General features: G+C 41.6%; 27 protein-coding genes and 1 tRNA gene. 13 read left to right on the top strand and 15 right to left on the bottom strand.

The features are described 5' to 3' along the window. Positions 1-20 precede the first annotated feature (20 nt). Entirely contained in the window at positions 21-1,526 is a 1,506-nt protein-coding gene (gene atpD / locus PBAL39_RS13920) for a F0F1 ATP synthase subunit beta (protein WP_008242503.1), read from the bottom strand. A gap of 237 nt (positions 1,527-1,763) precedes the next feature. Between atpD and PBAL39_RS13915 the strand changes: the two genes are divergently transcribed. The 4 genes from PBAL39_RS13915 to PBAL39_RS13900 all read left to right on the top strand — a co-directional run bounded on the left by PBAL39_RS13915 (position 1,764) and on the right by PBAL39_RS13900 (position 5,379). Then, positions 1,764-2,678 (top strand): SDR family oxidoreductase, encoded by a 915-nt coding sequence (locus tag PBAL39_RS13915; RefSeq protein WP_008242502.1) that lies wholly within the window; start codon positions 1,764-1,766, stop codon positions 2,676-2,678. Positions 2,679-2,756: 78 nt separating this feature from the next. Further along, complete coding sequence (locus PBAL39_RS13910; protein ID WP_008242501.1) at positions 2,757-3,221, top strand: redoxin domain-containing protein; 465 nt, start codon at positions 2,757-2,759, stop codon at positions 3,219-3,221. Between the two features lie 99 nt (positions 3,222-3,320). After that, positions 3,321-3,394 (top strand) — tRNA-Arg (locus PBAL39_RS13905). A gap of 425 nt (positions 3,395-3,819) precedes the next feature. Further along, positions 3,820-5,379: a Fic family protein gene (locus PBAL39_RS13900; protein ID WP_008242491.1), complete on the top strand. Its 1,560-nt coding sequence runs from the start codon at positions 3,820-3,822 to the stop codon at positions 5,377-5,379. 360 nt (positions 5,380-5,739) lie between these two features. Here the strand turns inward: PBAL39_RS13900 and PBAL39_RS13890 are convergent, their stop codons facing one another. Both PBAL39_RS13890 and PBAL39_RS13885 read right to left on the bottom strand, forming a co-directional pair. Next, entirely contained in the window at positions 5,740-6,207 is a 468-nt protein-coding gene (locus PBAL39_RS13890; protein WP_008242484.1) for a JAB domain-containing protein, read from the bottom strand. A 61-nt stretch (positions 6,208-6,268) separates the two neighbouring features. Then, positions 6,269-6,529, bottom strand: a complete 261-nt coding sequence (locus PBAL39_RS13885; RefSeq protein WP_008242483.1) for a hypothetical protein — start codon at positions 6,527-6,529, stop codon at positions 6,269-6,271. Between the two features lie 1,878 nt (positions 6,530-8,407). Between PBAL39_RS13885 and PBAL39_RS13880 the strand changes: the two genes are divergently transcribed. Beyond that, complete coding sequence (locus PBAL39_RS13880) at positions 8,408-8,902, top strand: hypothetical protein (RefSeq protein WP_008242481.1); 495 nt, start codon at positions 8,408-8,410, stop codon at positions 8,900-8,902. Positions 8,903-9,132: 230 nt separating this feature from the next. Next, positions 9,133-9,660, top strand: coding sequence for a GNAT family N-acetyltransferase (locus tag PBAL39_RS13875; protein ID WP_008242480.1), 528 nt, complete (start codon positions 9,133-9,135; stop codon positions 9,658-9,660). Here the strand turns inward: PBAL39_RS13875 and egtD are convergent. Genes egtD through PBAL39_RS13855 form a run of 4 tightly spaced genes read right to left on the bottom strand, consistent with a single transcriptional unit; the run spans position 9,640 to position 12,248 of the window. Further along, the gene (gene egtD / locus PBAL39_RS13870) at positions 9,640-10,617 is read right to left on the bottom strand and encodes an L-histidine N(alpha)-methyltransferase (protein WP_008242479.1); all 978 of its coding nucleotides are present in this window, start codon (positions 10,615-10,617) and stop codon (positions 9,640-9,642) included. The genes PBAL39_RS13875 and egtD overlap by 21 nt on opposite strands. A gap of 18 nt (positions 10,618-10,635) precedes the next feature. Further along, the gene (locus tag PBAL39_RS13865; protein WP_008242477.1) at positions 10,636-11,604 is read right to left on the bottom strand and encodes a zinc-binding alcohol dehydrogenase family protein; all 969 of its coding nucleotides are present in this window, start codon (positions 11,602-11,604) and stop codon (positions 10,636-10,638) included. Between the two features lie 8 nt (positions 11,605-11,612). Further along, positions 11,613-12,005, bottom strand: a complete 393-nt coding sequence (locus tag PBAL39_RS13860; protein WP_008242476.1) for a nuclear transport factor 2 family protein — start codon at positions 12,003-12,005, stop codon at positions 11,613-11,615. 21 nt (positions 12,006-12,026) lie between these two features. Further along, positions 12,027-12,248 carry a tautomerase family protein gene (locus PBAL39_RS13855; RefSeq protein WP_008242474.1) on the bottom strand — a complete coding sequence of 74 codons (222 nt, stop codon included), beginning with the start codon at positions 12,246-12,248 and terminating at the stop codon, positions 12,027-12,029. Between the two features lie 171 nt (positions 12,249-12,419). Between PBAL39_RS13855 and PBAL39_RS13850 the strand changes: the two genes are divergently transcribed. Continuing rightward, positions 12,420-13,034 carry a Crp/Fnr family transcriptional regulator gene (locus PBAL39_RS13850; protein ID WP_232282959.1) on the top strand — a complete coding sequence of 205 codons (615 nt, stop codon included), beginning with the start codon at positions 12,420-12,422 and terminating at the stop codon, positions 13,032-13,034. 10 nt (positions 13,035-13,044) lie between these two features. On the opposite strand, the gene PBAL39_RS13845 is transcribed toward PBAL39_RS13850, so the two are convergent. Further along, complete coding sequence (locus PBAL39_RS13845; RefSeq protein ID WP_232282958.1) at positions 13,045-13,734, bottom strand: hypothetical protein; 690 nt, start codon at positions 13,732-13,734, stop codon at positions 13,045-13,047. 139 nt (positions 13,735-13,873) lie between these two features. After that, a complete protein-coding gene (locus PBAL39_RS13840) occupies positions 13,874-14,893 on the bottom strand; it encodes a hypothetical protein (RefSeq protein WP_008242468.1) in 1,020 nt (339 codons plus the stop codon). Between the two features lie 216 nt (positions 14,894-15,109). On the opposite strand from PBAL39_RS13840, the gene PBAL39_RS13835 reads away from it, so the two are divergent. From PBAL39_RS13835 to PBAL39_RS13815, 5 genes are all read left to right on the top strand, one after another. After that, entirely contained in the window at positions 15,110-16,183 is a 1,074-nt protein-coding gene (locus PBAL39_RS13835; protein ID WP_039866689.1) for a sensor histidine kinase, read from the top strand. Further along, on the top strand, positions 16,180-16,905 hold the full coding sequence (locus tag PBAL39_RS13830; RefSeq protein WP_008242464.1) for a LytTR family DNA-binding domain-containing protein: 726 nt from the start codon (positions 16,180-16,182) through the stop codon (positions 16,903-16,905). The genes PBAL39_RS13835 and PBAL39_RS13830 overlap by 4 nt, the downstream gene beginning before the upstream one ends. Before the next feature lie 70 nt (positions 16,906-16,975). Beyond that, positions 16,976-17,695 carry a GDSL-type esterase/lipase family protein gene (locus PBAL39_RS13825; protein WP_008242462.1) on the top strand — a complete coding sequence of 240 codons (720 nt, stop codon included), beginning with the start codon at positions 16,976-16,978 and terminating at the stop codon, positions 17,693-17,695. Between the two features lie 4 nt (positions 17,696-17,699). After that, a complete protein-coding gene (locus PBAL39_RS13820) occupies positions 17,700-18,275 on the top strand; it encodes a hypothetical protein (RefSeq protein WP_008242461.1) in 576 nt (191 codons plus the stop codon). Positions 18,276-18,459: 184 nt separating this feature from the next. Next, entirely contained in the window at positions 18,460-18,933 is a 474-nt protein-coding gene (locus PBAL39_RS13815) for a hypothetical protein (RefSeq protein ID WP_157274029.1), read from the top strand. 137 nt (positions 18,934-19,070) lie between these two features. Here the strand turns inward: PBAL39_RS13815 and PBAL39_RS13810 are convergent, their stop codons facing one another. The 6 genes from PBAL39_RS13810 to PBAL39_RS13785 form a co-directional block, all read right to left on the bottom strand. Further along, positions 19,071-19,643, bottom strand: coding sequence for an NAD(P)H-dependent oxidoreductase (locus PBAL39_RS13810; RefSeq protein ID WP_008242454.1), 573 nt, complete (start codon positions 19,641-19,643; stop codon positions 19,071-19,073). A 78-nt stretch (positions 19,644-19,721) separates the two neighbouring features. Continuing rightward, positions 19,722-20,534, bottom strand: coding sequence for an AraC family transcriptional regulator (locus tag PBAL39_RS13805; RefSeq protein ID WP_008242453.1), 813 nt, complete (start codon positions 20,532-20,534; stop codon positions 19,722-19,724). A 24-nt stretch (positions 20,535-20,558) separates the two neighbouring features. Beyond that, positions 20,559-21,413, bottom strand: coding sequence for a hypothetical protein (locus tag PBAL39_RS13800; protein WP_157274028.1), 855 nt, complete (start codon positions 21,411-21,413; stop codon positions 20,559-20,561). 126 nt (positions 21,414-21,539) lie between these two features. Beyond that, complete coding sequence (locus PBAL39_RS13795) at positions 21,540-22,148, bottom strand: porin family protein (protein ID WP_008242451.1); 609 nt, start codon at positions 22,146-22,148, stop codon at positions 21,540-21,542. 161 nt (positions 22,149-22,309) lie between these two features. Continuing rightward, a complete protein-coding gene (locus PBAL39_RS13790) occupies positions 22,310-23,074 on the bottom strand; it encodes a LytTR family DNA-binding domain-containing protein (RefSeq protein ID WP_008242450.1) in 765 nt (254 codons plus the stop codon). Continuing rightward, entirely contained in the window at positions 23,055-24,095 is a 1,041-nt protein-coding gene (locus PBAL39_RS13785) for a sensor histidine kinase (protein WP_008242447.1), read from the bottom strand. Before PBAL39_RS13785 ends, PBAL39_RS13790 begins: the two co-directional genes overlap by 20 nt. Before the next feature lie 273 nt (positions 24,096-24,368). On the opposite strand from PBAL39_RS13785, the gene PBAL39_RS13780 reads away from it, so the two are divergent. Continuing rightward, positions 24,369-25,043: a DUF4397 domain-containing protein gene (locus tag PBAL39_RS13780; RefSeq protein ID WP_008242446.1), complete on the top strand. Its 675-nt coding sequence runs from the start codon at positions 24,369-24,371 to the stop codon at positions 25,041-25,043. The last annotated feature ends 81 nt before the right edge of the window (positions 25,044-25,124 follow it).

Genomic DNA, 25,124 nt, shown 5'->3' with positions numbered 1-25,124 from the left:
ATATATAGTATATACGCTGATTAAGCGTTTGCTTCAGCTAATAGTTTTTTACCTTTTTCAATAGCATCTTCAATGCTACCTACTAAGTTAAATGCAGCCTCAGGATATTCATCAACTTCACCATCCATAATCATGTTGAATGCTTTGATGGTATCTTTAATGTCAACCAATACACCTTTCAGACCTGTAAATTGTTCAGCAACGTGGAAAGGCTGAGATAAGAAACGCTGAACACGACGTGCGCGGTGTACAACCAATTTATCTTCCTCAGAAAGCTCGTCCATACCAAGGATGGCGATGATATCCTGAAGTTCTTTATAACGTTGAAGAATTTCTTTTACACGTTGAGCGGTGTTATAGTGCTCATCACCTAAGATTGCTGGAGAAAGGATACGTGATGTAGAATCCAGTGGATCCACAGCAGGGTAGATACCAAGCTCAGAAATTTTACGTGACAATACAGTTGTTGCATCTAAGTGGGCAAAGGTTGTAGCCGGTGCCGGGTCAGTTAAATCATCCGCAGGAACGTAAACCGCCTGTACAGAAGTAATTGATCCGCGTTTTGTAGAAGTAATACGCTCCTGCATTAAACCCATCTCAGTAGCAAGTGTCGGTTGGTAACCTACCGCTGAAGGCATACGACCAAGAAGTGCCGATACCTCAGAACCTGCCTGAGTAAAACGGAAGATGTTGTCAACGAAGAAAAGGATATCTTTTCCAGCGCCTTCACCATCACCATCACGGAAATATTCAGCAACAGTAAGACCTGAAAGGGCCACACGTGCACGTGCACCAGGAGGCTCATTCATCTGACCGAATACCAATGTTGCTTTAGAATCTTTTAATTTTTCAGTGTCAACTTTACTCAAGTCCCAACCGCCTTTTTCCATAGAATGAAGGAAGTCTTCACCATAGTTGATTACGCCTGACTCGATGAACTCACGAAGAAGGTCATTTCCTTCACGTGTACGCTCACCTACACCAGCGAATACCGATAAACCAGCATATGCTTTTGCAATGTTGTTTACCAGCTCCATGATCAATACTGTTTTACCAACACCCGCACCACCGAACAATCCGATCTTACCACCTTTTGCATAAGGCTCTAATAAGTCGATTACCTTGATACCTGTGAAAAGTACTTCAGATTCAGTTGAAAGCTCATCAAATCTTGGAGGAGCATTGTGGATTGGTCTGCCGTTTGCATTATCAACCTTGTTGATGCCGTCAATAGCTTCACCCACAACATTGAACAAACGACCTTTAATCTGGTCACCAACAGGCATTTTGATAGGAGCACCAGTATCTACTGCTTTCATGCCACGAACTAAACCATCGGTCGAGTCCATTGCAATTGCACGTACGCGGTCTTCACCAAGATGTTGTTGAACTTCTAAAACGACCTTCTGACCGTTTTCTTTTTCAATCTCTAATGCAGAGAAAATTTGAGGTAAATGAGCATCGTCAGCAAAACTCACGTCAACTACCGGTCCTATAATCTGCGCTATTTTTCCAATGTTAGGCATATATTGTTTTGGGTAAAATTATAAATATCAAATTGTTAAAGGGCGTTTTATAGGCCCGCAATTCGGTTTGCAAAGTTAAGATTTTCCAACACATATTATATATATTAATAAAAAGTTTTTCCACAGTTTTTAATTCGGTATTTTAGCGGCTACGCGGTAGGGGGCAACAGGCTGTATTTTAGGGTCTAAAAGCCCTTCCGTGATGTTAATCATCTTTGAAAAAATCAACCTATCTTCATGAAAACAATTTTAGTAACAGGCAGTAACGGCTTACTCGGACAAAAGATCACGGAACGACTATTAGAAACTCAACAATTCAAGCTGATTGCCAGCGCTAAAGGTGAAAACAGGTATCCCGTAAAAGAAGGGTACACTTATGTAGAAATGGATATCCTCGATCCTGCAAATGTCAAAGAGGTAATTGAAACCCATAAACCGGATGCAATTATTCACACTGCAGCCATGACCAATGTCGATACCTGCGAAGACCAGAAAGAACTTGCACACGAGCTAAACGTCACCGCTGTGGAAACTTTATTGGCCAATTGTGAGCCGCACAATATTCAGCTTGTGCATTTGTCTACAGATTTTATTTTTGATGGTGCAGATGGCCCTTATGATGAGCTTGCCGCGCCTAACCCTTTGAGTTATTATGGCATCACCAAACTGGAAGCGGAAGAGGTGATCAAAAACTCGAAGTGCAGGTGGGCGATCTTGAGAACCATCATCGTCTACGGCATCGTGAGCGACATGAGCCGTAGCAACATCGTACTTTGGGCAAAAGGGGCCCTGGAAAAAGGAAATCCGATCAATGTGGTAAATGACCAATGGCGTATGCCTACGCTGGCAGATGATCTTGCAGATTGTTGTCTGCTGGCTGTTCAACATGATGCTCATGGGGTATTTAATGCCTCAGGGAAGGATATGATGAGTATTTCTGAACTGGTTGGACGTGTGGCTGATTACTGGAAGCTGGACAAGAGCCTGATCAATGAAATCAGCGCTGAGACCCTCAATCAAACCGCCAAACGTCCGGTACGTACTGGTTTTATTCTGGACAAGACCATCCGGGAGCTTGGCTACCAGCCACGTAGTTTCGCGGAAGGCCTTGCAATTGTAGATCAACAAATGAAAGAACGCGCGGCGCTTTAGTCCGCGATATGTAATAATTTTCAGGCGCTGACCGGTATCTTGGCGCTGATCTTATCTTTGGATATAAAACAAAACAATATGTCATTACAGATTGGCGATAAAGCCCCCGATTTTAAATTATACAGCTCGGAGCTGAAAGAAGTATCCTTGTCGGACTACAAAGGACGTAAACTGGTGATCCACTTTTTTCCAATGGCCTTCACCGGCGTATGCACGGCACAGCTTTGCACCATGAGAGATAGCTTCGGTTATTACGAAGGAATGAATGCCGATGTAGTAGGGATCTCGGTAGATTCTCCTTTTACCCTGGCAAAATTCAAAGAAGACCAGGCTTACCAGTTTCCGTTGTTGTCAGATTTTAACAAGGAAATCTCTCAAGCCTATGGTGCTTTCTATCCGGATTTCGTATTCAACCTTAAAGGTGTTTCGAAAAGAGCCGCCTTCGTAGTTGACGAGGAAGGAAAAATTATCCACGCGGAAGTTTTAGAAGATGCAGGTAACATGCCTGATTTTGATGCGATTAAGCGTTCAATTGAAGCGTAATCGACTTTTTTAGCGGACTGCAAAAGCAAAAAAGTGAAAAAATAATTTGTATTTTAAATTTCAAATACTACTTTTGCAGTCCGTTAACGAAACGAAAATGCATTTGTAGCTCAATTGGATAGAGCATCTCACTACGGATGAGAAGGTTTGGGGTTCGAATCCCTACAAGTGCACTTCACCGGAATGAAATTTTTCAAGAAATTTTATTCCGGTTTTTTTATGCCCTAACTTCCTGTTAATGTGAAAGATAAGCTGGGCGATTTGATTAATTTCAGGGGTTCGCTGAATCTCGCCGTCAAACCTATTTTTCAGCATAGATTGAGCCCTTTAGGTGTCGGGTTAACATCGTATGCGGGTGAAAGTACCTATCAGCTGCCCAGGACGATCTCCATTTATATGATATGCTTGCCTTAATTGATGCGGTAAGAGTTGGAAGAAGGAGAGAAGTGGAAAAGGCCAGAGAACTGTTGAACGAGCTAGTCTCGATTTACTAGAATTAGCACAACACGATTTACTAAAAATAACACAACAATATTTACTAAATTTGTCACAGCATGTTTTAATAAGAACAGCACGAGTTTGTTTAATTAATTGTGATATGGCAACCCCACGTGAAAGATTTGTAGAGGCACTTAATTTCTTAAAAGACTTGCAGGACAGAGGTATTGTGGGCATTCATACTAGTGATATGCCGAACAGAAAATATCGAGAACTGCTTGTTAAGAACGGATTTATCCGGGAAGTAATTAAAGGATGGTATGTTGCCAGTAATCCGGAGGAAAAGGTCGGCGAAACTACGGCCTGGTATAGTTCATACTGGGATTTTATAGTCCTATTCTTGGAGCGGAAGTATGGCGATAATTGGTGTCTTGCTGCAGACCAGTCCTTGCTCCTCCATGCCGGAAATAGGTCTGTCCCTCAACAATTATTGATACGATCATCAGATGGGAATAACAAGCAGACACCACTACCGCACAATACCTCTTTGTTTAATATGCGGACTGAGCTGCCACCAGCCGATCCGCTGATCATTACAGATAATGGTATCAGGATGTATAACCTGCAAGCTTCATTGATCTATGCATCTCCCAGTATTTATATCCGTAATGCCATCGATGCCCGTACTGCACTCTCCTTAATACGTGATGCCTCAGAGGTACTGCCTATACTGCTTGAAAACGGGCATACTACCTTGGCAGGACGTCTGGCGGGAGCATTTCGGAATATTGGACGGGACAGGATTGCCGACCAGATTGTTGATACTTTTAAACAAGCTGATTACGATATACGTGAAGAAGATCCCTTTCAGACGAGATTAGAACTGAAGTTGCCGGCAAGGGAAAGGTCTCCTTATGCTAACCGCATCCGGTTAATGTGGTTACAGATGAGGGAGGTGGTAATTGCTAATTTTCCGGCTGCTCCAGGAATACAGCCAGACCATAACGCCTTTATGAAGGATGTAGATGATATCTATGTTACAGATGCATACCATTCCCTGTCTATAGAGCGCTACCGTGTAACGCCTGAACTTATCGAAAAAGTAAGTTCGGGTAAATGGGACACTGAAGATAGTGAAGAAGACCGCAGACAGGGAGATGCGATGGCTGCCAGGGGATATTATCAGGCATTCCGCTCTGTAAAGGATAGCGTCAAAGCAATTCTTGAAGGGGCCAATGCAGGTCTACAAGTAGGTAACGATCATTCCAAGTGGTACAGGGAACTTTTTGACCCCAGTGTTGCCTCCGGTTTGCTGAGGGCGTCTGATCTGTCTGGCTATAGAAACAATCAGGTATATATAACTAATTCAAAGCATGTTCCCTTGAATGTGGATGCAATGCGTGATGCCATGAGCGTTTTGTTTGAAATGCTTGAAGAAGAATCCGAAGCTTCTGTACGCGCTGTGTTGGGACATTTCGTATTTGTCTTTATTCACCCTTATATGGATGGAAACGGACGAATGGGACGTTTTCTGCTAAACGTAATGCTGGCATCGGGTGGCTATCCCTGGACCGTAGTACCAGTAGAAAAACGTGACGAATATATGCAGGCACTTGAAAAAGCGAGTGTGGAGCAGGATGTGGCTCCTTTTGCCGCTTTTATCGGTTATTTGGTGAGCCAAGCTTTGCAGGGTAAAGCAGTAGCTGAATTGCCTAAATAACGCTCTCTTCCAAAGCACTGCTGGTCATAGTTCGTTGTTGTTCGTTATCCATGAACATCTAAGGTTTGTGAACAAGCCTTTCAAATTTTCCTACTGCAAACAGATTCAGGGAGCCTGGTTCAAAATTAATAACACATCTTACAGGCGCTAAACCTCAGTGTGTCCACGTCATTCATGCTCAACTTTTTCACCTCGTGCGTACATTTTAGAAGGCCTCTGCAATTTTCATATTTATGGTATTTGCGTGCCGTCTTACTCAGGCACACAAATACAAATCCACCATCATTTGCCTTTCCCAATGGCTGCAAGATACTAATCGCAACCATTGGGAAAAGGAACAGTATAATTATCGTTTTCATCTCAATACTTAATCAACTGATTATCAATAAAACTGAAATAATGCCCTCGGGTCACAATCAAATGATCCAGCACTTTAACATGGAGTATTTCTCCTAATGTTACCAGATCATTGGTAAGTTTGATGTCAGCCGGACTGGGTGTTACCTCACCGGATGGATGGTTATGTGCCAAAACGATAGCGCTTGCACCGCTGATGATCGCTGGCGCAAAAACCATTTTTGGATCAACATACACCCCATCCAGACCACCTGAGCCAATGGTGACGATACCAAGCACAGACATTCGCTTATCAATAAGCAATATCTTAAACTGCTCAATCAAATAGATCTTATGCCTGTTCCAATCCTGTATGAAGATTTTATAAGTCTCCTTTGCATTTCCAACTTTAGGCCTGTCGCTAGCCTTCACTCTCGGGTTATACATCAGCTTTATCTCCGGGATTTTATAAAATTTGTCTCCTATGTTCATCGTTTGTTAAATTTTCTTATTAATTATTCAGCTATTCAATTATTTATCTATTCAGTCCGGTTTAAATGTTAATACCATCAGGTAAGAAGATCGGATAAGCAGCTTCCAAATCCTCCACAGACGGACACAGTGCTTGCTGCAGCTGCACAATGCTGTACAGATCACCTGTAGGGAAATCATCCAACTCACGGTGTTTACTCAACATGTGAATACCCTGCATCAACTGGATCAGGTCTTTCTGCAGGTCGGCTACGTATTGGTGCTCGAAGCCTTCGTAGGTGTCTACGGCAATGGTTACGGTGTTTTTCTTGATTTCAAACATGTTTTGAAGGGTTTAATGGTGAATAAAAATTGGACATAGGCATCCCTGTGGGACAAAATCCCGGGAGGTCATTATGGAATAAATTTTTAAGGAATTAAAAGACAGGATCAGCCGGGCGGATCAGGATTGATCTGCAGCACAAATGTGCCGGAACGGCAACACAAATGTTGTTTGATGATTAAAATAAAAGATACTGGATGTAGAAATAAAATAATCATTGCTTGTCAGTTTTTAAGGCGATAAAGCAATGATTCTAAAAGAGGAAAGCAAGAAATATGGGCGCTCCCCGCATGCAAAAACACCCCGTCGGAGGGGACGAGAGCCGAAACTCTCTAACAGGCCTACGGAGAACGCCCATATTTCCGCACAAATATACAGAAACCGGGCATTCATTTTCACCGCGCTTTGCCTGTTTAGATTTCCGACGTCTGTTTTTGCAAAGTATCGTTGATTTAAAATGCCAATACAAATTAAATGAGTTATCTTGATAGAATTCTATCTACCTGCATAACCTAACCGCAAGATCGGAATTGCATTTGATTAAAGAAAGTAAATTATTTTAATAAATTATTATATTTACTTTTAAAATAAATAGGATTGGAATTAATTAACCTGTTGCAACCGATTATTGGCTTCATCAGTTGGTAAAATAGCCCTAAGGTCATAAAGCAATAGATTATATAATTGCTTTACTTAGGAAAGGAAACTCTGATCTTTGATAGCAGGAAACTAGTAACGATGGTCGGATTAGACTTCTGACAACGAACTTGATGGCATTTGAGCAACTATTTACGTACATCGACTGGAGTAAAACTGCTGATGTCCGGTCTGATCAACCCTAAGGCACGTTCGAGTGACGTTCGACAGTGGCGGCGTAAATTAGCGGCTTTGACCGGGGGTTGTTGGGGCTAAAGGGCCTTTTTGCCCCGACAACCCCTGACAACCCCTCGTCAACCTCGGCCGGTACTCGAAGCGTACCCGAAGCTCAATTAAAATGTCCCAAACTGATAAGTATAAGAAACTATCGCATATCAAATAAGCCAAGCCAAATGGTGTAAATGTGATGTTATCCTAAAGCAATAGTTCAGTGGTACTACCAGTTTGATTTTTCCTGAGAGGCAATTGCCAGGATAAGCGATTTTAATAATGCGCCGATCAGATAACCTGTAATTAATTGATCATCCATAAAAGAACTGGAGCTTGAGTGCTACCTCCATGGGTGATGTGTTAGAATCATCAGACAAACACTATATCACACGAAATTATTCTAATGACGTAAAGGTAGATCCCAACATTTTTTTGAAATGTAAAGGTTTTCCGCTTAACTATTTTTATAATTGTAAATATTAACCCATTTAACACTCCAATTGTTGTACGGTTTCTGTTCCTAATACGGCATAGCAGTATAAGACATTTAGGGTTCTTGTTCGGTGCTCGTTCGCACCTTGTTCGCTGTTGGAAAAGGGTTGCGTAGCCATTACGTAACCATTGGTTCGCGATTTGATAGGCCAGCCACTATAAAAAGACCCGGGAACAGACCTTCAACGCGTTTTTAATAGCGATTTGACCCCAAATGAAGTTGGTGCGAGACCACTTACAATACTAGAGTAAATATGGATGCTGTCTATTCGGATAATTTCGGCTTTGCATTCGCAGGATCGATAATTCCGTTCAAAATACATTTGCTTCACATAGATCAGAAGTGCAGTAAAGCTGTAAACTTGCACTGCGTAATAACCGCAACTTTTGACTAGATCCATTGAGGCCCAGACTCCTCATGAACTGAATCTTGCATTAATTCACAACTATAGGAGGTATTTTATTCAATCGGCATTAAAGTTGCTAACTGCTGACCATTATTCACTTTTTACATTAATTATGAAAAAACTTCTTACCATTTTAGGCTTTCTATCATTTTTCGCTCTGAATTCAACTGAGGTTAAAGCTCAGAATTATGGTACCTCTTTAGGTTTAGGACTTGATTTTGGAGATGGCCGTACGTTTGTCGGACCTTCCGTAAGACACCACTTTAGCAGAAATACAGCTTTACAAGCCGAAGTATTATTCGGTGGACACACCACTGTAATCCAAGGTTTTTTACAATATGCAGCTCCAGTTAAGGGAGCTAAAGGTTTGGAATGGTACCTTGGAGGGGGACCTAAATTCCAGATTTACGACAGAGATAGATTCTTTTTCGTAGATGATAGTTATACTGCCGTTTATCTTGTGCCAATGGTAGGTATTGATTATAAAATTCAAGGTGCGCCTTTGGCAATCGCTTTTGATTGGAGACCTAGTATTTACATCGGCGACAATCGCTTCCTGGATTCTCAGCCAGGTAGATTCGGTTTAGGATTTAGATTTACACTATAATAAACCATTAGAAATAAGATCCTCACAGAGGGAATATTTTGAAAAAAAATCTTAAATGGCCTCTAGATAATATCTGGAGGCCATTTTTATAGTATTTGTTTTTTTAACCAACCTTCTTTAAGCCATTAACAGATATCTCATTCAAATTTACGTGACTTTGTATTTCTTAACATTTGTTAAATCCAACAACGATGATGCATGTATACCTTTGTCCAAAATCAGCATAGCTCATGTTCAGAATCCTTAAAGTTAGCCCCATTGAAATCGAAACGCTGCAGGAAATTGGAAAAAAGACTTTTTTTGAAACCTTTGCAGACAGCAATTCGGAGTCAGATATGCAACAATATCTGGAAAGTAACTTTAGTCTACAAAAGTTGCAGGGGGAAGTAGATAATGCCGGGTCACAATTTTTTATTGCCTGGGATGGAACAGCGGCAATCGGTTACTTAAAGGTCAACACTGGCCTGGCACAAACTGAATTACAGGAAAATTCTTCATTGGAAATTGAAAGAATCTATGTGCTTCAGGATTACCATGGCAAGAAGGTTGGACAGTTGTTGTACGGGCATGCCTTGCAGGTTGCTATAGAACTTAATAAATCCTCATTATGGCTTGGCGTCTGGGAAAACAATCCGAGAGCAATCAGATTTTATGAAAAAAACGGATTTGTAGCCTTTGATACACACATTTTCAAAATGGGCGATGAGGAGCAGACGGATATAATGATGCGAAAATCGTTAAGTGATTTCCCAGACTGAATCAGTAAACCAATGTTTTGAGTCCATGATTTGGGTAACATGTCGGAACCCTGACTCTAGTGCTAATCCTGTGATGTCCTCTTTAGAGAACTTTCTGGATACCTCCATGAAGATTGTCTCGTCTTTCTCAAAACTAAAAGTTTCATTTTTTAAAGTAACCGTTTGCGTTATGAGGCTTACTAGATAGCTCCTGCATTCACCAGTTGCTGGGTCATAGGTCTGATAATGTTCAAATTGATCAAGATCAAAATCGGCATCAAGTTCCCTGTTAATCCGGGAGAGCAGGTTGAGGTTAAACGCAGCGGTGATACCTTTCACATCATCATAGGCATTGAGAATAGTTCGTGGATGTTTTTTGAGGTCAAAACCGATGATCGCACGATCTCCAGGTTTTAGGTGTTTGTATAATGAACGACAGAAGTTCTGGGTCTCCATTGCTGTCATGTTGCCAAGGTTTCCTCCCAGCATCAAGACAACCTTTTTTCGCTCTGATTGTTTCACCGCTTTCGCCATCATCTCGAAATAATCCCCTTGAAAACACTTGATGTCGAGATCCTTAATGTCTGCCTTAAGATTGGTCTCAAGAAACCTCAGGATATTTCCGGAAATATCAATCGGCATATAAGTAAATGTTGCCGAATGTTCACTGAGGTGTTTTAAGAGGTGAAATGACTTTGTTCCATCTCCTGCACCAAGCTCAATAAGGTCAAATGGTTCATCCCCGATGGCAAATGCCAACTCGGCTGTTTTGTGTTGAAAAATATCCATCTCACACCTCGTCAGGTAATATTCTGGCAACTGCATAATCTGCTGAAAAAGCGCGTGACCATGTTTGTCGTAAAAGTACTTAGAAGACAGGCTTTTATTTACCGCAGAAAGGCCCGAGACGACGTCTTTCAAAAAAAACTGAGATATCGTGTGCTCCAACGTTTCTTTCGTAAGTGTTTCTTGATCCAATGTTGTCCTTATTTTTGGTTATGTGGTAATGATAATTTTTCCGCCTCCGGAATTACTTTCCATGAACTCATGTGCGCTAACAATATGATCCAGAGGGAAGATCTTTTTGATTGGGGGACTAATTTTACCAGCTTCAACCTGTTCAATAAATTGCTGAAAGAATTCTCTACTTACCCTGACCTGACCGCTATCATACACGGTAAGACTAACGGCTGCGGGAATATATCCCATAGGATCGAACTTAGCTATAGACCATTGCTCGGAAAGCATACCTGTCATGCATACTTTGCCTCCGGCAATAGTGCAGGCCAGTGAGTCCTTCAGCGTAGTCGTACCGATCAGTTCCAACACTTTGTCAAACCTTGGCTTTGCATCTAAGTTATGCCGGAGTAACAACGACCCGTCGTCTACTAAAACTTCGTCCGCACCGTTGGTCAACAGCAATTGAGTCTTACTGACCTCCCGGGTTGTCGCAGTTACGGTTAAACCAGCAATCTTTGCGAGTTGTGCCGCTAAAAGTCCGACGGAAGAGGTACCTCCTCGGATCAGCAGCTTCTCACCAGCTTTAATCCCTAAAGCAATGTGCAGGGACCCGTAGGCAGTTTGGAACATTTCAGGCAGTGCCCCCAGGACCTCCCAACTGAGCGAGCTCTCAAAAGGGCACAGAATCTGTCGCGGAAGTAACGTGTATTCCGCATAACTGCCATCATACTGTCTTCCCATGTCCCCCATGAAAGCCGCTACTTTTTGACCTGGCCGGTATTCACCTGAAGGGTCCTCCACAACTTCTCCAACGCATTCTATTCCAAGTATCCGCGGAAATTTAACATTGGGAGATAGCCCTTTTCGAGTCATCAGTTCTGAACGGTTAAGTCCAAATGCCTTTACTCGTACGAGCACCTGATTTTCAGTAACCTTGGGAATTGGCCTGTCTTCCAGAATGAAATGGTCGGCACCACCCGGGTGATATAGTACTGCAGCTTTCATAAGTTAAATTATGCAGCTTTAACGTTATTGAAAACGTAGCGGTGGATTTTCCATGTTCCTTCAACTTTTTTAAGCACGAAGAAGTCCCGGCTCGACTGTGAGTTTCTCGCTGTTTCACCCTTGCTTAACTTAGAGGTACTTGCATTTGCGATCACATATGCCGTGTTCTCTTCAATGTTAATGTCGGAAAACTCAAATTCGATGTGGAAAGCGGTAGCCGCTAAGCTATTCGCTGCACGCTGGCTAACTTGAGTGGAATTAATGGTCTCAAAGCCATCAGGTAAAAATTTACCCTCTGCTGTAAAAGCTGCAGAAACTGATGCCGCATCTGCGGCATTCAGGTTCTGAGCAAAATTCTCAATCGCATCTTTGATGGATTGTTCTTCTAATTGATTACTCATTTGTATAATTTTATGGATTCCTTAGTATCCTGGTTTTTTGTAAAGCCTGTCCAAATTAGGCGTGATGTCTGTATTGTAAACTTTTTCCATCCATTCGTCTTCCGGAACATCAATGATATCTACAGAAATCACCATCTCCGGTTTTCCGGTAATGCTGATGATCTCTTTTGTGATGGCTTGTGTTAATGCTTGTTTCTGTTCTTCAGTTACGTCTGGGTAAGTTTTAATGGTTACGTGTGGCATGTTTTTTTGTTTAATCTTTTATGTAATAATCTGGTACAAAGATGCTGGGAAGGTGAATGAATCACCTATGAACGAGTTTAAGAAATAGGATTGAACTAGTTTAAGGGTGACTGATGAGGTAAACCGGAACTGTCAGACTTTTCCTACATTTGCTTTATCAATTATTTTATCTTGAATAGTTCAGCCAGCAGTCATAATGAACATGCCTTTGGGATGTTGATCAGTTTCTTTAGTTCCATTTTTCCACTTACAAAAGAGTCGGTAGTGGCTGCGGAGCAGGTTTTTAAACAGCGGACTTTTAAACGTAAAGGATTCTTGCTGCAGGAGGGCGATGTATGCAGATTTTATACCTTCGTCATTTCCGGATGTTTTAAGATGTACGTGGTTGATCAGAATGGTGTTGAACACAACCTCCAATTTGCAGTAGAAAACGAATGGATTGCCGATTTCCAAAGCTTCTATGATCAAAAACCCAGCAAGATGTTTATCGAAGCTGTAGAACCTGCTACAGTATTGCAGATCGAACATAAGGATCTGCTATATTTATATACACATTTTCCAATCTTCGACCGCAATTTCAGGATTGTTATTGAACGTAAATACATCGAACTGCAGGAAAGGGTATTGCATAACATCAGCTTCACAGCAGATGAACGTTACCTTGCTTTTCAACAGCGCTACCCAGCGCTGATTCAGCGATTGCCGGGAACGCAGATCGCCTCTTATCTGGGTATTACTTCAGAATTTTTGAGTAAGGTCAAAAAGAAGATGTTGAATAAGCCTTAGGAGATACGTCTCATTTGTTTTTGGTAACGATTAAATCTGAAAAGAATCCTTCTGTACCTATATCAACCCACAGTCCTAGTGCACCTGTTTGATCTGCACCCATTTTCATGTTATTCACAATCATATTTGGGTTTTTACTGTCGTTAAGGTATAACTTCGCATTTGCACCTTTCACCACAATTTTCATCTTTATCCATTCTCCAGGTGCGATATCCGCATAGGTCTCAAATTCTCCAGGATTGGTTTTTCGCGAATGAAAGAACTTAAAGTCCGGATAGGAAAAATATTGAACAGACCTGTTCCTCCTGATCTGATTCATGGCGATGCCATTTGTTGGCCTCAGATATATATTTTCAAATTTAGAGTCATCATTGTTAATTCTAAAAGAAAGACCAATGAATGCCCTGGCGCTATCCGATGCATTTGGAAGGAGCTTCCCCATGACTTTTAATTCGATGGTGCCATCCTGAAAATCAAAATCTTTAATTTTTACATAGGTAGGTTCGTCGGCCTCAATGACTAATCTGGATTTAACTACTCTTACCATTTCTTTTCCATTCCGTTTTTCTATGGACATCTCGACGAGGTGGGGGACAAGGTTGTCTTTGTTCAGTGAAATTACCTGCGCGTTTATACTGTTGATAAATCCAGTGCAGGTAGTGGTTAGGAATATAACGGTCGCAATTATTGTCTTTTTCATCTCTGGCATCGTCAAATAAATAAGTCTAAGCAAATCTCACGAAAAAGCAGGCCACCTGTCTATAACATAGTTCAATTAAAACCCTTAAACTAGTTTAAGGGTAATGAAAGTCAATGTTTCAGCTGCTCAAATCACATCATTAACGTTTCTTTCCAAACACTGAAAATGGATTGAAGGAAACACCAACATTAAAATAGAAAGTTGGATCAGGCGTAATTTGATACAACGGGTCTCCAAAGGTATCTTCCTTCCTGAAAAGCCTTCCGTTCGGTGTCAGCTTTATTCCGGATTTCCCTGTCAGCATGAAATATTTTCCTATGGCATGTTCGTAAACTAATCCGGGATTGATGTCGAGCTGACGATATTCGTATTTTTGGTTGGTGCCTTCCAGATTGTACAGGTAAAAGGTTGTCTGATCGAGTTCCATTCCTGCCGATAACCTACCATTATTTTTGAAGATGAACTTACGAAGATACATGCTCCGGGGAAGCGTGATGTCTGCGATCAGCCCGTTGCTGAACTTGTGTTCATAGGAGAAGGTAGGGATAAATGGAGTCTGCGCACTGGGGTCTACGTTTACTAAAACCCCGACTGTCATTTTAGTTTTCTTGTTGGCGGTCAATAACATCGTCCCTGTAAATATTCCCTTTACCCGTTCAACATGTTTGTCACTGCCATCAACGAAGAATGTGGAGGAGTAGAACGTACGCTTCTTGAATAGCGTAGAAAAATAGGTGAAAGTAACCGCAGAAAATAGGTAGTGGAAGTCATCTTTTAGGACAAGGTCCTCAGTCCTGTTATCTTGAACAATCTCTGCCTCGCTTGAAGTGCCCCGGTATCCAAGGGTAGCAGTCAGCAGCCAGGTTTTCTTTCTGATGAAATTGATGTTGGCGCTTACTTTGGTCTGTTCGAATTTACGAACTTTGCTATCTGGTAATCTTTCTGTACCCCTTTCGGATTTGTAATTATATGCAGCAGCATTGGCAAATTCAATATTCAGAGGGCGGGTAACTGCAAATTTATCTGCCACTGCAGTAACTACGCCTTTAGGTAAATTCAAACTGTCTTTCCTCGTCTTCGGGATGCTGTCTATGGATTGAGAAAAGCATTCTGCTGATAACGTCAGCAGGCTTATTGCTGCCAGTGTCTGTCTGATCATATGTGTTCAAAAATTGATGGATTTGGATGGAAATACGCTATTTATAGCACAAAGGAAGCTGTTTTCTAATTCCTCATTTTTGTTTTTATACCAAAGCACTTACAATTTATACCAAACCAGAGGGCCTTGGAATTTTGTATAAGAAAAGAATGGTTTGGTATAATACAAAACACAGAGAAAGATAAGACTCGTATCTTTGAGCGGCTAAACCAACTGATGAAAGACCCTGAACTTAAAGACTCCAGACTCCAGCAGCTTATTGTAGATGACCGGCATAGTATACTGCGTCATGCAGTATTATTGGTCGCGATGTTGCTGGTGATTTTCTTTTCCAACTGGCAGTATGGAAACTCCGGTTTGTTGAAGATTTACAGGCTACTTTGTGTTTTTTCCGGACTGGTATTGATGTGTTACGTGAACATGTTTATACTCGTTCCGCTATTTTTTTTCAGAGGCAAATATGTGCTTTATTTTGTCCTGCTATCCACAGTAGTCTCGATATGTATGGTGGGAATGTCCATGATACTGGATAGCATATTGAGCCCCTCCGATACACACGGGAATCATTTTCATGATCCGGTTGAACGAGGATTTTACGATGGTTTCATTATCCTGGTTCCAATCATTCTGATGACCACGATGATTAAACTATTTCAGCGCTGGACGAGGGATAGTCAGAGAATAACTGATTTGAAGAACATCACACTCAGTATGGAACTGAATGAGTTGAAGAATCAAATTAATCCTCATTTTCTTTTTAATATGCTTAATGGGATTAAGGCCTTAGTACGCACTAATCCCGAGAAGGCTACTCATGTTATTATGAAACTGTCTGAGTTTTTACGTTATCAAATCTATGAGAATAATGATGAGCGGACCTTACTCCGTTCCGAGATTGTTTTTCTGTCTAATTTTTTGGAGCTTGAGATGATACGACGGGATCGGCTTAGTATTGATTTCGATACATCAGCTATAGATTCGGCGTTAAATTCAGTTTATGTACCCCCAAATCTGTTTACTACGTTCGTTGAAAATGCGGTCAAGCATAGCGTAAATGTCAGTGAAGGTATTTCCAGCATCAGCATCAAAATAGATATTACACAAGATCAACTTCATTTTAGCTGTGTCAATTCTAAAGATCCGAATTTTGACGGTGCTGATCAGAAAAATAACGGACTGGGGTTGATCAATATTAAACGAAGACTGGAATTACTCTACTCGCAGAATTATGCGCTGGATATTGAAAATCAACCCAATCAATTTAAAGTAACCCTGACTATACCATTATGAATTGTATCATTGTAGATGATGAACCGCTGGCCAGGGCAGAGATGAGGGCTTTAATCTCAGAAATTTCAACAATCGAAATTTCGGGGGACTTCTCAAATGCACTCACTGCTCAGGACTTTTTGCAACATCATTCCGTTGATCTGATCTTTCTGGATATTGAAATGCCAATGGTTACCGGCCTTGATTTTGCTTCACAGTTACCGGATACTACCATGGTAGTCTTTACCACTGCCTATCCTCAATATGCCCTGAAAAGTTATGAGTTGGATGCAATAGACTACTTGTTGAAACCGATTGATCAGCTAAAGTTGCAGAAGTCAATCCGAAAAGCTGAGGCGTATAAGATCATGCTGGATAATAATCCGGAGCAAAATACGCTTGAAGGTAAGACGGAGGACTTCCTGCTGATCAAATCGGAAAGGCGGTTCTACAAGGTCAGATTTGATGAGATTAAATATGTCGAGGGATTAAAAGATTATGTTGTCATTCATACTGTCAATCTAAAATTGATCACGGCAATGAATCTGAAAACTTTCCATCAGAAAATACCGCAAGATGTTTTTATACGCATCAGCAAATCCTATGTGGTCAATAAGCGTTTCATTGAATCCTTTGACCACCATACAGTCTATATTAATGGCTTTGAACTGCCGCTTGGAGATGTTTATAGGAAAGATTTCTTCAGTGCTTACTCGGAGGGACTGATATCTCCGGAGAGTTAGTTTCTGAAACCACTGGTTCTCGGTATTGCAATCATCTCATCAAACAATCATCCGAAATATCGATATTGTGATGAAAACTCAGCAAATGAACAATTTTCTCTTTTTCCTTCTATTGTTTACCTGCTTCCAGGTCAATGGTGTGTCCGGGCAGGCTAATTTCACTACTTATTTAAATGACATCAAGCTTGAGCTAAAAAAGGAATGGCCAGACAATAAAACCATAAATCTTGTATTTCACGGGCACTCTGTTCCCTCCGGATATGTAAATACGCCGGTCGTGGATACATTTGGATCCTATCCCTACCTGACCCTTAAGGCGCTCAAGGCAAAGTATCCTTACGCGGTAATTAACATTATTATTACAGCGATTGGTGGAGAAAATTCAGAATCGGGAGAGAAACGGTTTGAAAGCGATGTTCTTGTTCATAAGCCGGATGTGCTCTTTATCGATTATGCCTTAAATGACATGGGCATTGGTAAATCGAAAGCCAGGGCAGCTTCAGAAAAAATTATTAAGAATGCATTGAAAAATAATATTAAGGTAATCCTGATGACCCCATCGACTGATCAGCGCGTAGATATAATGAAAGCAGGAAATGATTTACAGGCATTTACTGATCAAATTACGGATTTAGCAAAGCAATACAACATCGGATTAGCTGATAGCTTTAGTCAGTTTAAACTTAAGGCTGCGTCATCAGAGGGCGTAAAACCTTATATGGGATGGGTAAACCACCCAAACGAAGCGGGTAATCAACTCATCGCAGATGAAATTATGAAATGGTTTTAGTGATATGAAAATTTTCAAACTTTCGTCTTTTTTATTGGGCTTAGGCACATTAACCGGATGTGTGGGAAATATGAATCCTACGGGTGGAAATTCGGCACCGAATTATCCCTATTTTATTACCACAACACCGCTGGTCGTTAAAAAAATAGCAGTGCCTGTGGGTACAAAACTTGTTTATGAAAAGCAGCTCTTTAAAAAGGGAAAACAAGATAAAATAATGAATGAGCGAAAGCTGACCACCATTGATCTTCCTCAAGGCGAAACACTAGACTGGGGTGGCGTGCCCATAACTTCCATCACAAAGTTTTTTAATTCGGAAATGCGTGGATTTACGGTTTCTGCAGATTTTGAAAAGCTTAGCGGCGATAAAAAAACGAAGTTCTCTGAGCTTTGGCAAAGCTGCAGTGAAAACTTAGGCATCGCTGTTAAGCACACGGATGATTGGTCTTTTAACACAAAAAATATTTCAGATGTCCAGAGTTGTAGTGTGCTTTATCAGCGGTATTTCAAAGACAATGCAAGTCAACAGGCCTTTTTGGATAATTTATATAAAGAGCTAAATAACGCTGGCTCGCGATGACCATTAGTTGAAGAGGTTGATGATGTAATCTATGTGTCTGAATTTCTTTTGGATAGGGGTTGAAATCGACGGATTGCTGATAACGTATTACGATTGGATTGCTATACTAATGAGAGATTTATACTCCCTCTGGCATAGTTATTGTTTTTCTGTGAAAAAACATCCAATTAATATAACATCATTTATGAAAAATTTAAAAAAAGTACTTTTCTCGATCCTTCCCGTATTGATGCTCACGTTAGTAGTTTCTTGTAAAAAAGATAGTAACGAGACACCTGGAGACTCTGAAAATAAGAATATTAAGTTCACGGTTACTGTTGATGGTGTTGAAGAGCAAGACTATGTTTCCTTCGTTTTTGTCGGCGCGAGTTCGAACAATTCGAACACCATCTGGAAAGTCAATGGAGTGACCAAAAATAACGAAACAGGTATCTCATTGGGAGAGAATGATTTCTTGGGCGGTACTAAAACTTACGTAATCGAAAGTATTACACCTTTAAAATTAGTTACCACAAGCCAACAGTGTTTAAATCCAGGAGCAACAAACCCTTCCTTCAAAGTAAGCTTTAAGACTGAGGTGAATGGAGTTGTGGTTACCGATGATAAAGATTTCGTAGTGACTGCAACGTCAGATTACACGCATAAATACGATTATTAGTATTTACAAATTATGCCGGGAGGGAATGTCCTGGTGTTAAATCCCGGATCGCTATCATCGTGATCCGGGATTTTTATTTATATGCCCGAATGCTGGTCTTAGGCAACACAAAAATAATTATTGTAGATGGAGTACCTCTAGTTAAAGATCGCTTTTACCTGAACTTCCCAGTTCTTTATGCCTTCTGATCGAGCCCTGTCTGCCTTGTCAAGAAACAGATGTTGAACGATCTTCAGGCCACAGTAGCTGTACATGCCCTTGTCGGCAGCAAGGGAGAGTGCCGGTCCCAGTCCATTGGCAAGGTACTCCTCATGGGATTTTCCATGGCTATTAATAATGACCACTTCCTTGCCTTTTAAAAGTCCTTCCTGGACTCCCCCGGTATAGCTATAAGCAAAGCCATAACTAAAAACACGGTCGATATAACCTTTCATGATTGCTGGCAAACCTGTCCACCAGATTGGATAGATAAAGGTAATCCGTTCCGCCCAGCGGATCCAGTCCTGCTCAATAGCGACATCATCGGCTACGGAGCCCTGTAATTGTCCCGACAGGTCAGTAAGTGATAACACTGGATTGAAACCTAATTCGTAGAGGTCTCTCACCATGATTTCGTGTCCGTTTTGCTCCAGATGTGCTACCAGTACGTTTTTGATATGGCCGTTTAAACTATCGGGATTGGGATGGGCAAAAATGATTAACTGTTTCATCGTATATAATTTTAATTAGCTGATGAAACAAATCTAGGGATGAGGGGCTTACCGGAATTGTAAGAAAGCGAAATCAGGTTAGCCGCAAATGTCCCGTTGGAATTTCAGATACCTGGTGGGGCTCAGGTTGGTGTAATGTTTAAAGTCGCGAATGAGCTGACTCTGGTCGTAATACCCACACGCATTGATCAGTTCAAACCAATCTGGTTTAGAGTTCTGTTCCAGGAGTTCTGGTATCATCCTGACGGCCTTCAGGAACCTGCTGTATCGGTTGAACTCTTTCGCCGTGTAGCCAAAATGTTTTTTATAGTTGAGTTGCGTATTTCTTTCCGTCTGATTGTTCATGGTAGAAACGGCTTTGATCGAACTCTGAAATTGACCGTCAAAATTTGCCAGCTGTTCCGCAATCTTATTCCTATGCTGCAAATAGGGTTGGCAAAATCTCAAAATGTGCGCTATTCTTTCCCTGTTATCGGTCATTACATTGAGCGCCGTCCATAAACCGACGAAGCAGTCCTGTTGTAGTAACCCATCGGGATCGATGGGCAGGTGTTCCGCTATGGAGGCGTTGCCAAAGAAGCGGTAGAAAGCATCATCTTTGAAATTGATTACCAGCATTTCGGCATCTGCAGGCATGGAATAATTAAATGCTCTTTTAATGGGGCCCAAAACGATACATTTATCCATTGAAATCTGCATGTTCTGTGCCGATTGAAGAGAAATCTTCGTGCCGAAATTGAAGATCAATATGGTTTGGTAGGAGGGTAGCAGCGTTCTTGTGATGGACTGGCCAGATCTGTTTTCTGCAAAATAAAAATGCGAGAAGACCTGCCCGAAAGCTGCTGGCACGGCCATTCTATAATCATCATAGCCTGAATATTGTTCACTCATTTTCAATGTGCCTAGTTTCTATCTTCATCGGTAATTTGCAATGAAAGTGACATACACCCACAATCCTATGTATAACAATATGACAATAGTGATTAATATGGCCATAATGATGGCGGTCATTTTCCATAAGCCCATCTTCTGTGGTGGCTTCCCGGGTTGAGCAGGAAAATAACGGGCCTTGATCAATCCACCGATAATCATTGCCAGAATAATCAAGCCAATATATTTTAACCGATACACAAAGTCCTTAAGATGGAGCCATCGGGCATGCGCCTTATCACCGCTGCTCAGGGCGATGTTGGTGACATAATCACCCATGTCTGACCTTCCAAAGTTTATATCGATCATCTTTTTATCCTGGAGATAAAAGTAGGCATAAGCCCTGGCTTTCATCGTAATTGGCTTGCCGTCTAAAATAAACGTAACTGCCGTGTGGTTACTACCCGATCTTCGGCTAAATACCCTTTTTACTTCCTTAATCTGAACCCTTCTCTGTACTTCATTCTGCACAGCCACATCATACAGCAATTTGCCTTGTATCAACATGTATTGCGTCATGAAGATGCCAAATAGACTAAACATCAGATAATAACCGATGAAGCCGTGCCATTTAGACTTGTCGGCGAAACCTGCCCTCAGCGTTCCATAGATCACAAGCGGGAAACTCGCTATGGCGGCCCAGATCAGCATTGTCGACTGCTTTTCATCAACAGCCATTTCCAATACAATTCTTGAAGACAGGTAGATCAATATCCATAAGGTGAAATAGGCGATGATGAATGGCAATTCTATACTCCGGAGACGGTCTTTAAAGTTCATTGGCGGCAAAACAAATTCAGGATCAAATACCACACCATTCGTTCGCGTTGAAGTGGCCAATTGTGCCCCGCTTATTTCAAATAGCCCCGTAATTGAAGTGCCGCCAATAAGTGTTCAACTGAATGGCGGCACTTCCTATGCTGTTGCGGGGTCTTTTTGATCCGCTATTCCAATATTGAGCGGGGACTAAAAAGTATAAAATATACTTGCTTGTATACTGTTGTTTTTGAAGTCGCCCAGTGTAGCAGAGGGGACTTCCGAAACTTTCTGGATCCCGTAATAATAGCGGGCATCAATTCCCAGTCCCATTTTAGACTGATACCCCAGGCTTCCGACAGCACCGAAGTCAATCTTCCTGGCAAACTTTAAATCTGTCAAGCCACCAAGATCTTCCTTGACTTTGAAACCCGCCTGGCCGCCTGCTGCCACATAGAATCCTATATTGCTACTGTATTTGAACAGTATCGGCACCGCTGCGTAAGAAAGTTTGATGTCCTGATCGCCGAGTGGGCCACCCTTAACTTTAGCACCTTGCAGGGAGTACAGAAATTCTTCCTGAACCATGAAGTTGTTTGTGAATTTGTAGGCTATCGTCAGGCCTGCATTAAATCCTGGCAGGGGATCCGTTGCGAAATTGGCGTCTATAAAATTGCTGTAATTACCACCGGCTTTAATGCCAAATTCTAGTTTACTCATCAGCTTCTTTCCGAAGCTTTGATTTTCGGTGCCTGTCTGGCTGAATACTTTGATGGATGCAGTTGCGAGGATGATCAGACTTAAGATTAACTTTTTCATAAATTTTTATTTTGCTATGTCTTTTAACGCTGCCGGTTTGTTCGTCGGCTGATTGTTTAGTCAAAGATGTAGGGAACTCGTAGCTCCCCATAGCAAAATGTAGCCGAAGCGGGCAAAGTTATGCCGGAAACGGGCAGTAAATATGTCCTTCTAATTGGCTGTTATCCGTTAGCCAGCCAGCTTAAGAATTGACTGGATTTACCCTTGCTCACAATTACCCGCTCTGTATGGGCGACCTTGAGATTGAGGGATAGCTTTCTGGAAAAGAAGCTGGAAACATCCGTGATTGCATTGCGACAGACCAGATGCTGCCGGTTTGCTCTGAAAAAGGTGCTGCCCGATAAACGTTCAAGTTCATCGAGGTTTTTATTAGGATAATAGAGCTGACCGGAAAAAGTCAGCAGGTGGGTGATTTCGTTTTTCAGAAAGAACATGGCGATATCATTCAGGTTGATGGGAATGATTTTATCCGACTGATAGACTAGTACTGATGCCGCTTTTTGGGTATGCTTATCAGCAAGCAAGTTCAATAGCGCATCGTACTGGGGCGTCTGGTCGGTAGAGAAAATCTTTTTCAGCTGCATGTATTTCTGTAGTGCTGTATTCAGGGTTTTACTGGTAAAGGGCTTCAGAATGTAGTCGATCCCGTTGGCCTTAAATGCATCAAGTGCATACTCATCGTAAGCGGTGCAGAAGATAATCGGTACTGAGATGGGTTCTGCTACGAATATCTCGAAGCTCAGGCCGTCGCCCAGCTGGATGTCGCTGAAGATCAGGTCTGGGGCGTCATGGTTTTTAAAATAGGTAATGCCTTCCTTCACCGATCTGAGCTTGACGATGTCCAAAGGTTCATCAATTAGTTTTTTGATATTCAATTCCAGGTCGTCAGCAACGATGCCTTCATCCTCAATGATTACTATGTTCATCTTTTAACAATTTAATGCTTACGGTAAATAAATCTGCATCCTCCCTGATGGTAATTTCATCTCCCGACCACAACCTATATCTTTCTGCCAGGTTCGCTAATCCATAATTTGTTGATGCCACTTTCATTTTTTTATTCTGAATGTTATTGCTGATCACGAGGGTATCTTCATTTTGACTGATGACCACTGTTAACGGATCTTCCAAAGTGAAATTGTTATGTTTGATGGCATTCTCCAAAAGTGGCTGAAGTGAGAAGGAGGGAAGATAATAGTTGTTCAGGGTTTCAGGCGGCAGGTTGATGGTGCAGTCCAGAGCAGCTCCAAATCTAATGCGCTGCATTTCCAGATAATCCGTCAATAAGCTGACCTCGTCCTTCAGGAGGGCGACGTTGGCATTGTGATGATAAATCGATGCCCGAAGGAAATTTGCCATATGGACAATATAGTCGTCCGCAACCTGGGTGTCCTTATGGTAGAGTGCCTTTAACGTATTCAGTGCATTAAACAAAAAATGAGGATGGATCTGCTGCTTGAGTGCCAGGTTCATGGCTTCTGCATTTGCTGTTTTTAATCTCGAGAGTTCAAGCTCACTGTGCATCTTATGCTCGTATAGCAACACAGAGTCATGCAGAAGCGTAATCAGTGTGTTGATGACAATCCCTGATCCTACAAATGCAAAAAATGAGCTCAGGTCCCAAAATGACCATTCCACCCTTCCTACATAGGCAAATGCTGGCCTGAGTAAAAGATAGATGATGATGCTGACAAGATAGGTGAGGAGACGTCGCAGGAAGGAGAATTTTTTGGATCTGATGGAGGTGTTCCTGGCAATAACTACCATCAGGAGGATATCCGAAACGCCCACCAGTAAAATACCAGACATGGTCAGCAAAGTATAGGTGATGACATGTTGAAGTGGGTTATCCGTGCTGGAGGCTACCAGGTAAAAGATAAACCCAATGATGATGGTTTGCAGCCAGGTCAGGCGTATAAGGCGTTTCAAAGGTAACTTTTCCTGCATGTCAGCTAATTTAATGATAACTATGAAGTGTACTTACATTTTGGGACCGAAACGGGCAAAATAATAGGCGAACATTTAAAAATGAAGGGTCAACGTACAGGCAGGTGTCAACTGCCAACTGGCCTATAATCACGATCCGTATGATGGCCGAATTTTCAATTCCCTTATAACAATCTACAGCAGTCATTATGCCCGCTTCACAAGATATTCTTAAACGGCCAGTTCGAATGACCGATAACTTTGGTCAATATTAATCTCAAATAAAAAGCAACTATGAAAAGAAGAACAGCATTTATGGTCATCACCATCGTCACGTTAGCAGGAACTTTTTTCTCCTGTAAGAAAAATACTCTCGATCCTTCCGGACAGTTCAACATTAAGGTAGTTAATGCTTCGGCAACGGCGGGTGCGCAAAGTTTTACTCTGGCAGGAAATGTACTGCTGAACGGGGGACTTAACTACATGGACGCTTCAGCTTATATTAATGCACCATCCGGAAAGAACATGATTACCGAATTCAGGAATGCCAGCACAAACGCCGTTTACGCATCCGGATCAATTTACACCGCAAACGGCGTCAACTTTACTGTGTATCTGGCAGGTTCAGGATCAAATGCGAGGGTCAAAAATTTTGAAGACGATCTGGCAACGCCCAACAACGGACAGGTAAAAATTAAATTTGTTCATTTGAGCAATCGGGCCCCCAACATTATTAAGATTAAAGATGCGAACGGCGACGACTACGCCAATTCACTTGTGAGAGATCAGGCAACCGGATACAAATATGTTTCTCCCGGAACGATCGGCATTGAGGTTGCGGGTCTTACATCTGGAAACAGCGTAGGTTCTTATCGCTTCACCGACCTGGTTGCAGGGAAGATTTACTCCTTTTATTTAACCGATGATGCTTCAGGAAATGTAGTAATGAATAAGATCATCCATAATTAAAGCAACCTAAAATATTTTCCTATATTCACCGTACACCAAATAGAAACTGTACGAGATGAATGATTTTACAAGAAGAACTTT

This window comes from Pedobacter sp. BAL39 (assembly GCF_000170795.1).
Classification (GTDB): Bacteria; Bacteroidota; Bacteroidia; order Sphingobacteriales; family Sphingobacteriaceae; genus Pedobacter.
Note: the sequence above shows the minus strand (reverse complement) of the source record. Positions and strands in the feature narration are given on the sequence as shown.

Bases quoted from the DNA above. Each gene is read 5' to 3' on its own strand.
- PBAL39_RS13835 (WP_039866689.1), top strand. From the start codon at position 15,110: ATGAAAGACCCTGAACTTAAAGACTCCAGACTCCAGCAGCTTATTGTA.
- PBAL39_RS13840 (WP_008242468.1), bottom strand. From the start codon at position 14,893: ATGATCAGACAGACACTGGCAGCAATAAGCCTGCTGACGTTATCAGCA.
- PBAL39_RS13810 (WP_008242454.1), bottom strand. From the start codon at position 19,643: ATGAAACAGTTAATCATTTTTGCCCATCCCAATCCCGATAGTTTAAAC.
- PBAL39_RS13900 (WP_008242491.1), top strand. From the start codon at position 3,820: ATGGCAACCCCACGTGAAAGATTTGTAGAGGCACTTAATTTCTTAAAA.
- PBAL39_RS13790 (WP_008242450.1), bottom strand. From the start codon at position 23,074: ATGAACATAGTAATCATTGAGGATGAAGGCATCGTTGCTGACGACCTG.
- PBAL39_RS13885 (WP_008242483.1), bottom strand. From the start codon at position 6,529: ATGTTTGAAATCAAGAAAAACACCGTAACCATTGCCGTAGACACCTAC.
- PBAL39_RS13815 (WP_157274029.1), top strand. From the start codon at position 18,460: ATGAAAAATTTAAAAAAAGTACTTTTCTCGATCCTTCCCGTATTGATG.
- PBAL39_RS13860 (WP_008242476.1), bottom strand. From the start codon at position 12,005: ATGAGTAATCAATTAGAAGAACAATCCATCAAAGATGCGATTGAGAAT.
- PBAL39_RS13910 (WP_008242501.1), top strand. From the start codon at position 2,757: ATGTCATTACAGATTGGCGATAAAGCCCCCGATTTTAAATTATACAGC.
- PBAL39_RS13875 (WP_008242480.1), top strand. From the start codon at position 9,133: ATGTTCAGAATCCTTAAAGTTAGCCCCATTGAAATCGAAACGCTGCAG.
- PBAL39_RS13915 (WP_008242502.1), top strand. From the start codon at position 1,764: ATGAAAACAATTTTAGTAACAGGCAGTAACGGCTTACTCGGACAAAAG.
- PBAL39_RS13805 (WP_008242453.1), bottom strand. From the start codon at position 20,534: ATGAGTGAACAATATTCAGGCTATGATGATTATAGAATGGCCGTGCCA.
- PBAL39_RS13830 (WP_008242464.1), top strand. From the start codon at position 16,180: ATGAATTGTATCATTGTAGATGATGAACCGCTGGCCAGGGCAGAGATG.
- PBAL39_RS13890 (WP_008242484.1), bottom strand. From the start codon at position 6,207: ATGAACATAGGAGACAAATTTTATAAAATCCCGGAGATAAAGCTGATG.
- PBAL39_RS13825 (WP_008242462.1), top strand. From the start codon at position 16,976: ATGAAAACTCAGCAAATGAACAATTTTCTCTTTTTCCTTCTATTGTTT.
- PBAL39_RS13880 (WP_008242481.1), top strand. From the start codon at position 8,408: ATGAAAAAACTTCTTACCATTTTAGGCTTTCTATCATTTTTCGCTCTG.
- PBAL39_RS13820 (WP_008242461.1), top strand. From the start codon at position 17,700: ATGAAAATTTTCAAACTTTCGTCTTTTTTATTGGGCTTAGGCACATTA.
- PBAL39_RS13795 (WP_008242451.1), bottom strand. From the start codon at position 22,148: ATGAAAAAGTTAATCTTAAGTCTGATCATCCTCGCAACTGCATCCATC.
- PBAL39_RS13865 (WP_008242477.1), bottom strand. From the start codon at position 11,604: ATGAAAGCTGCAGTACTATATCACCCGGGTGGTGCCGACCATTTCATT.
- PBAL39_RS13845 (WP_232282958.1), bottom strand. From the start codon at position 13,734: ATGAAAAAGACAATAATTGCGACCGTTATATTCCTAACCACTACCTGC.
- PBAL39_RS13780 (WP_008242446.1), top strand. From the start codon at position 24,369: ATGAAAAGAAGAACAGCATTTATGGTCATCACCATCGTCACGTTAGCA.
- PBAL39_RS13785 (WP_008242447.1), bottom strand. From the start codon at position 24,095: ATGCAGGAAAAGTTACCTTTGAAACGCCTTATACGCCTGACCTGGCTG.
- atpD (WP_008242503.1), bottom strand. From the start codon at position 1,526: ATGCCTAACATTGGAAAAATAGCGCAGATTATAGGACCGGTAGTTGAC.
- PBAL39_RS13855 (WP_008242474.1), bottom strand. From the start codon at position 12,248: ATGCCACACGTAACCATTAAAACTTACCCAGACGTAACTGAAGAACAG.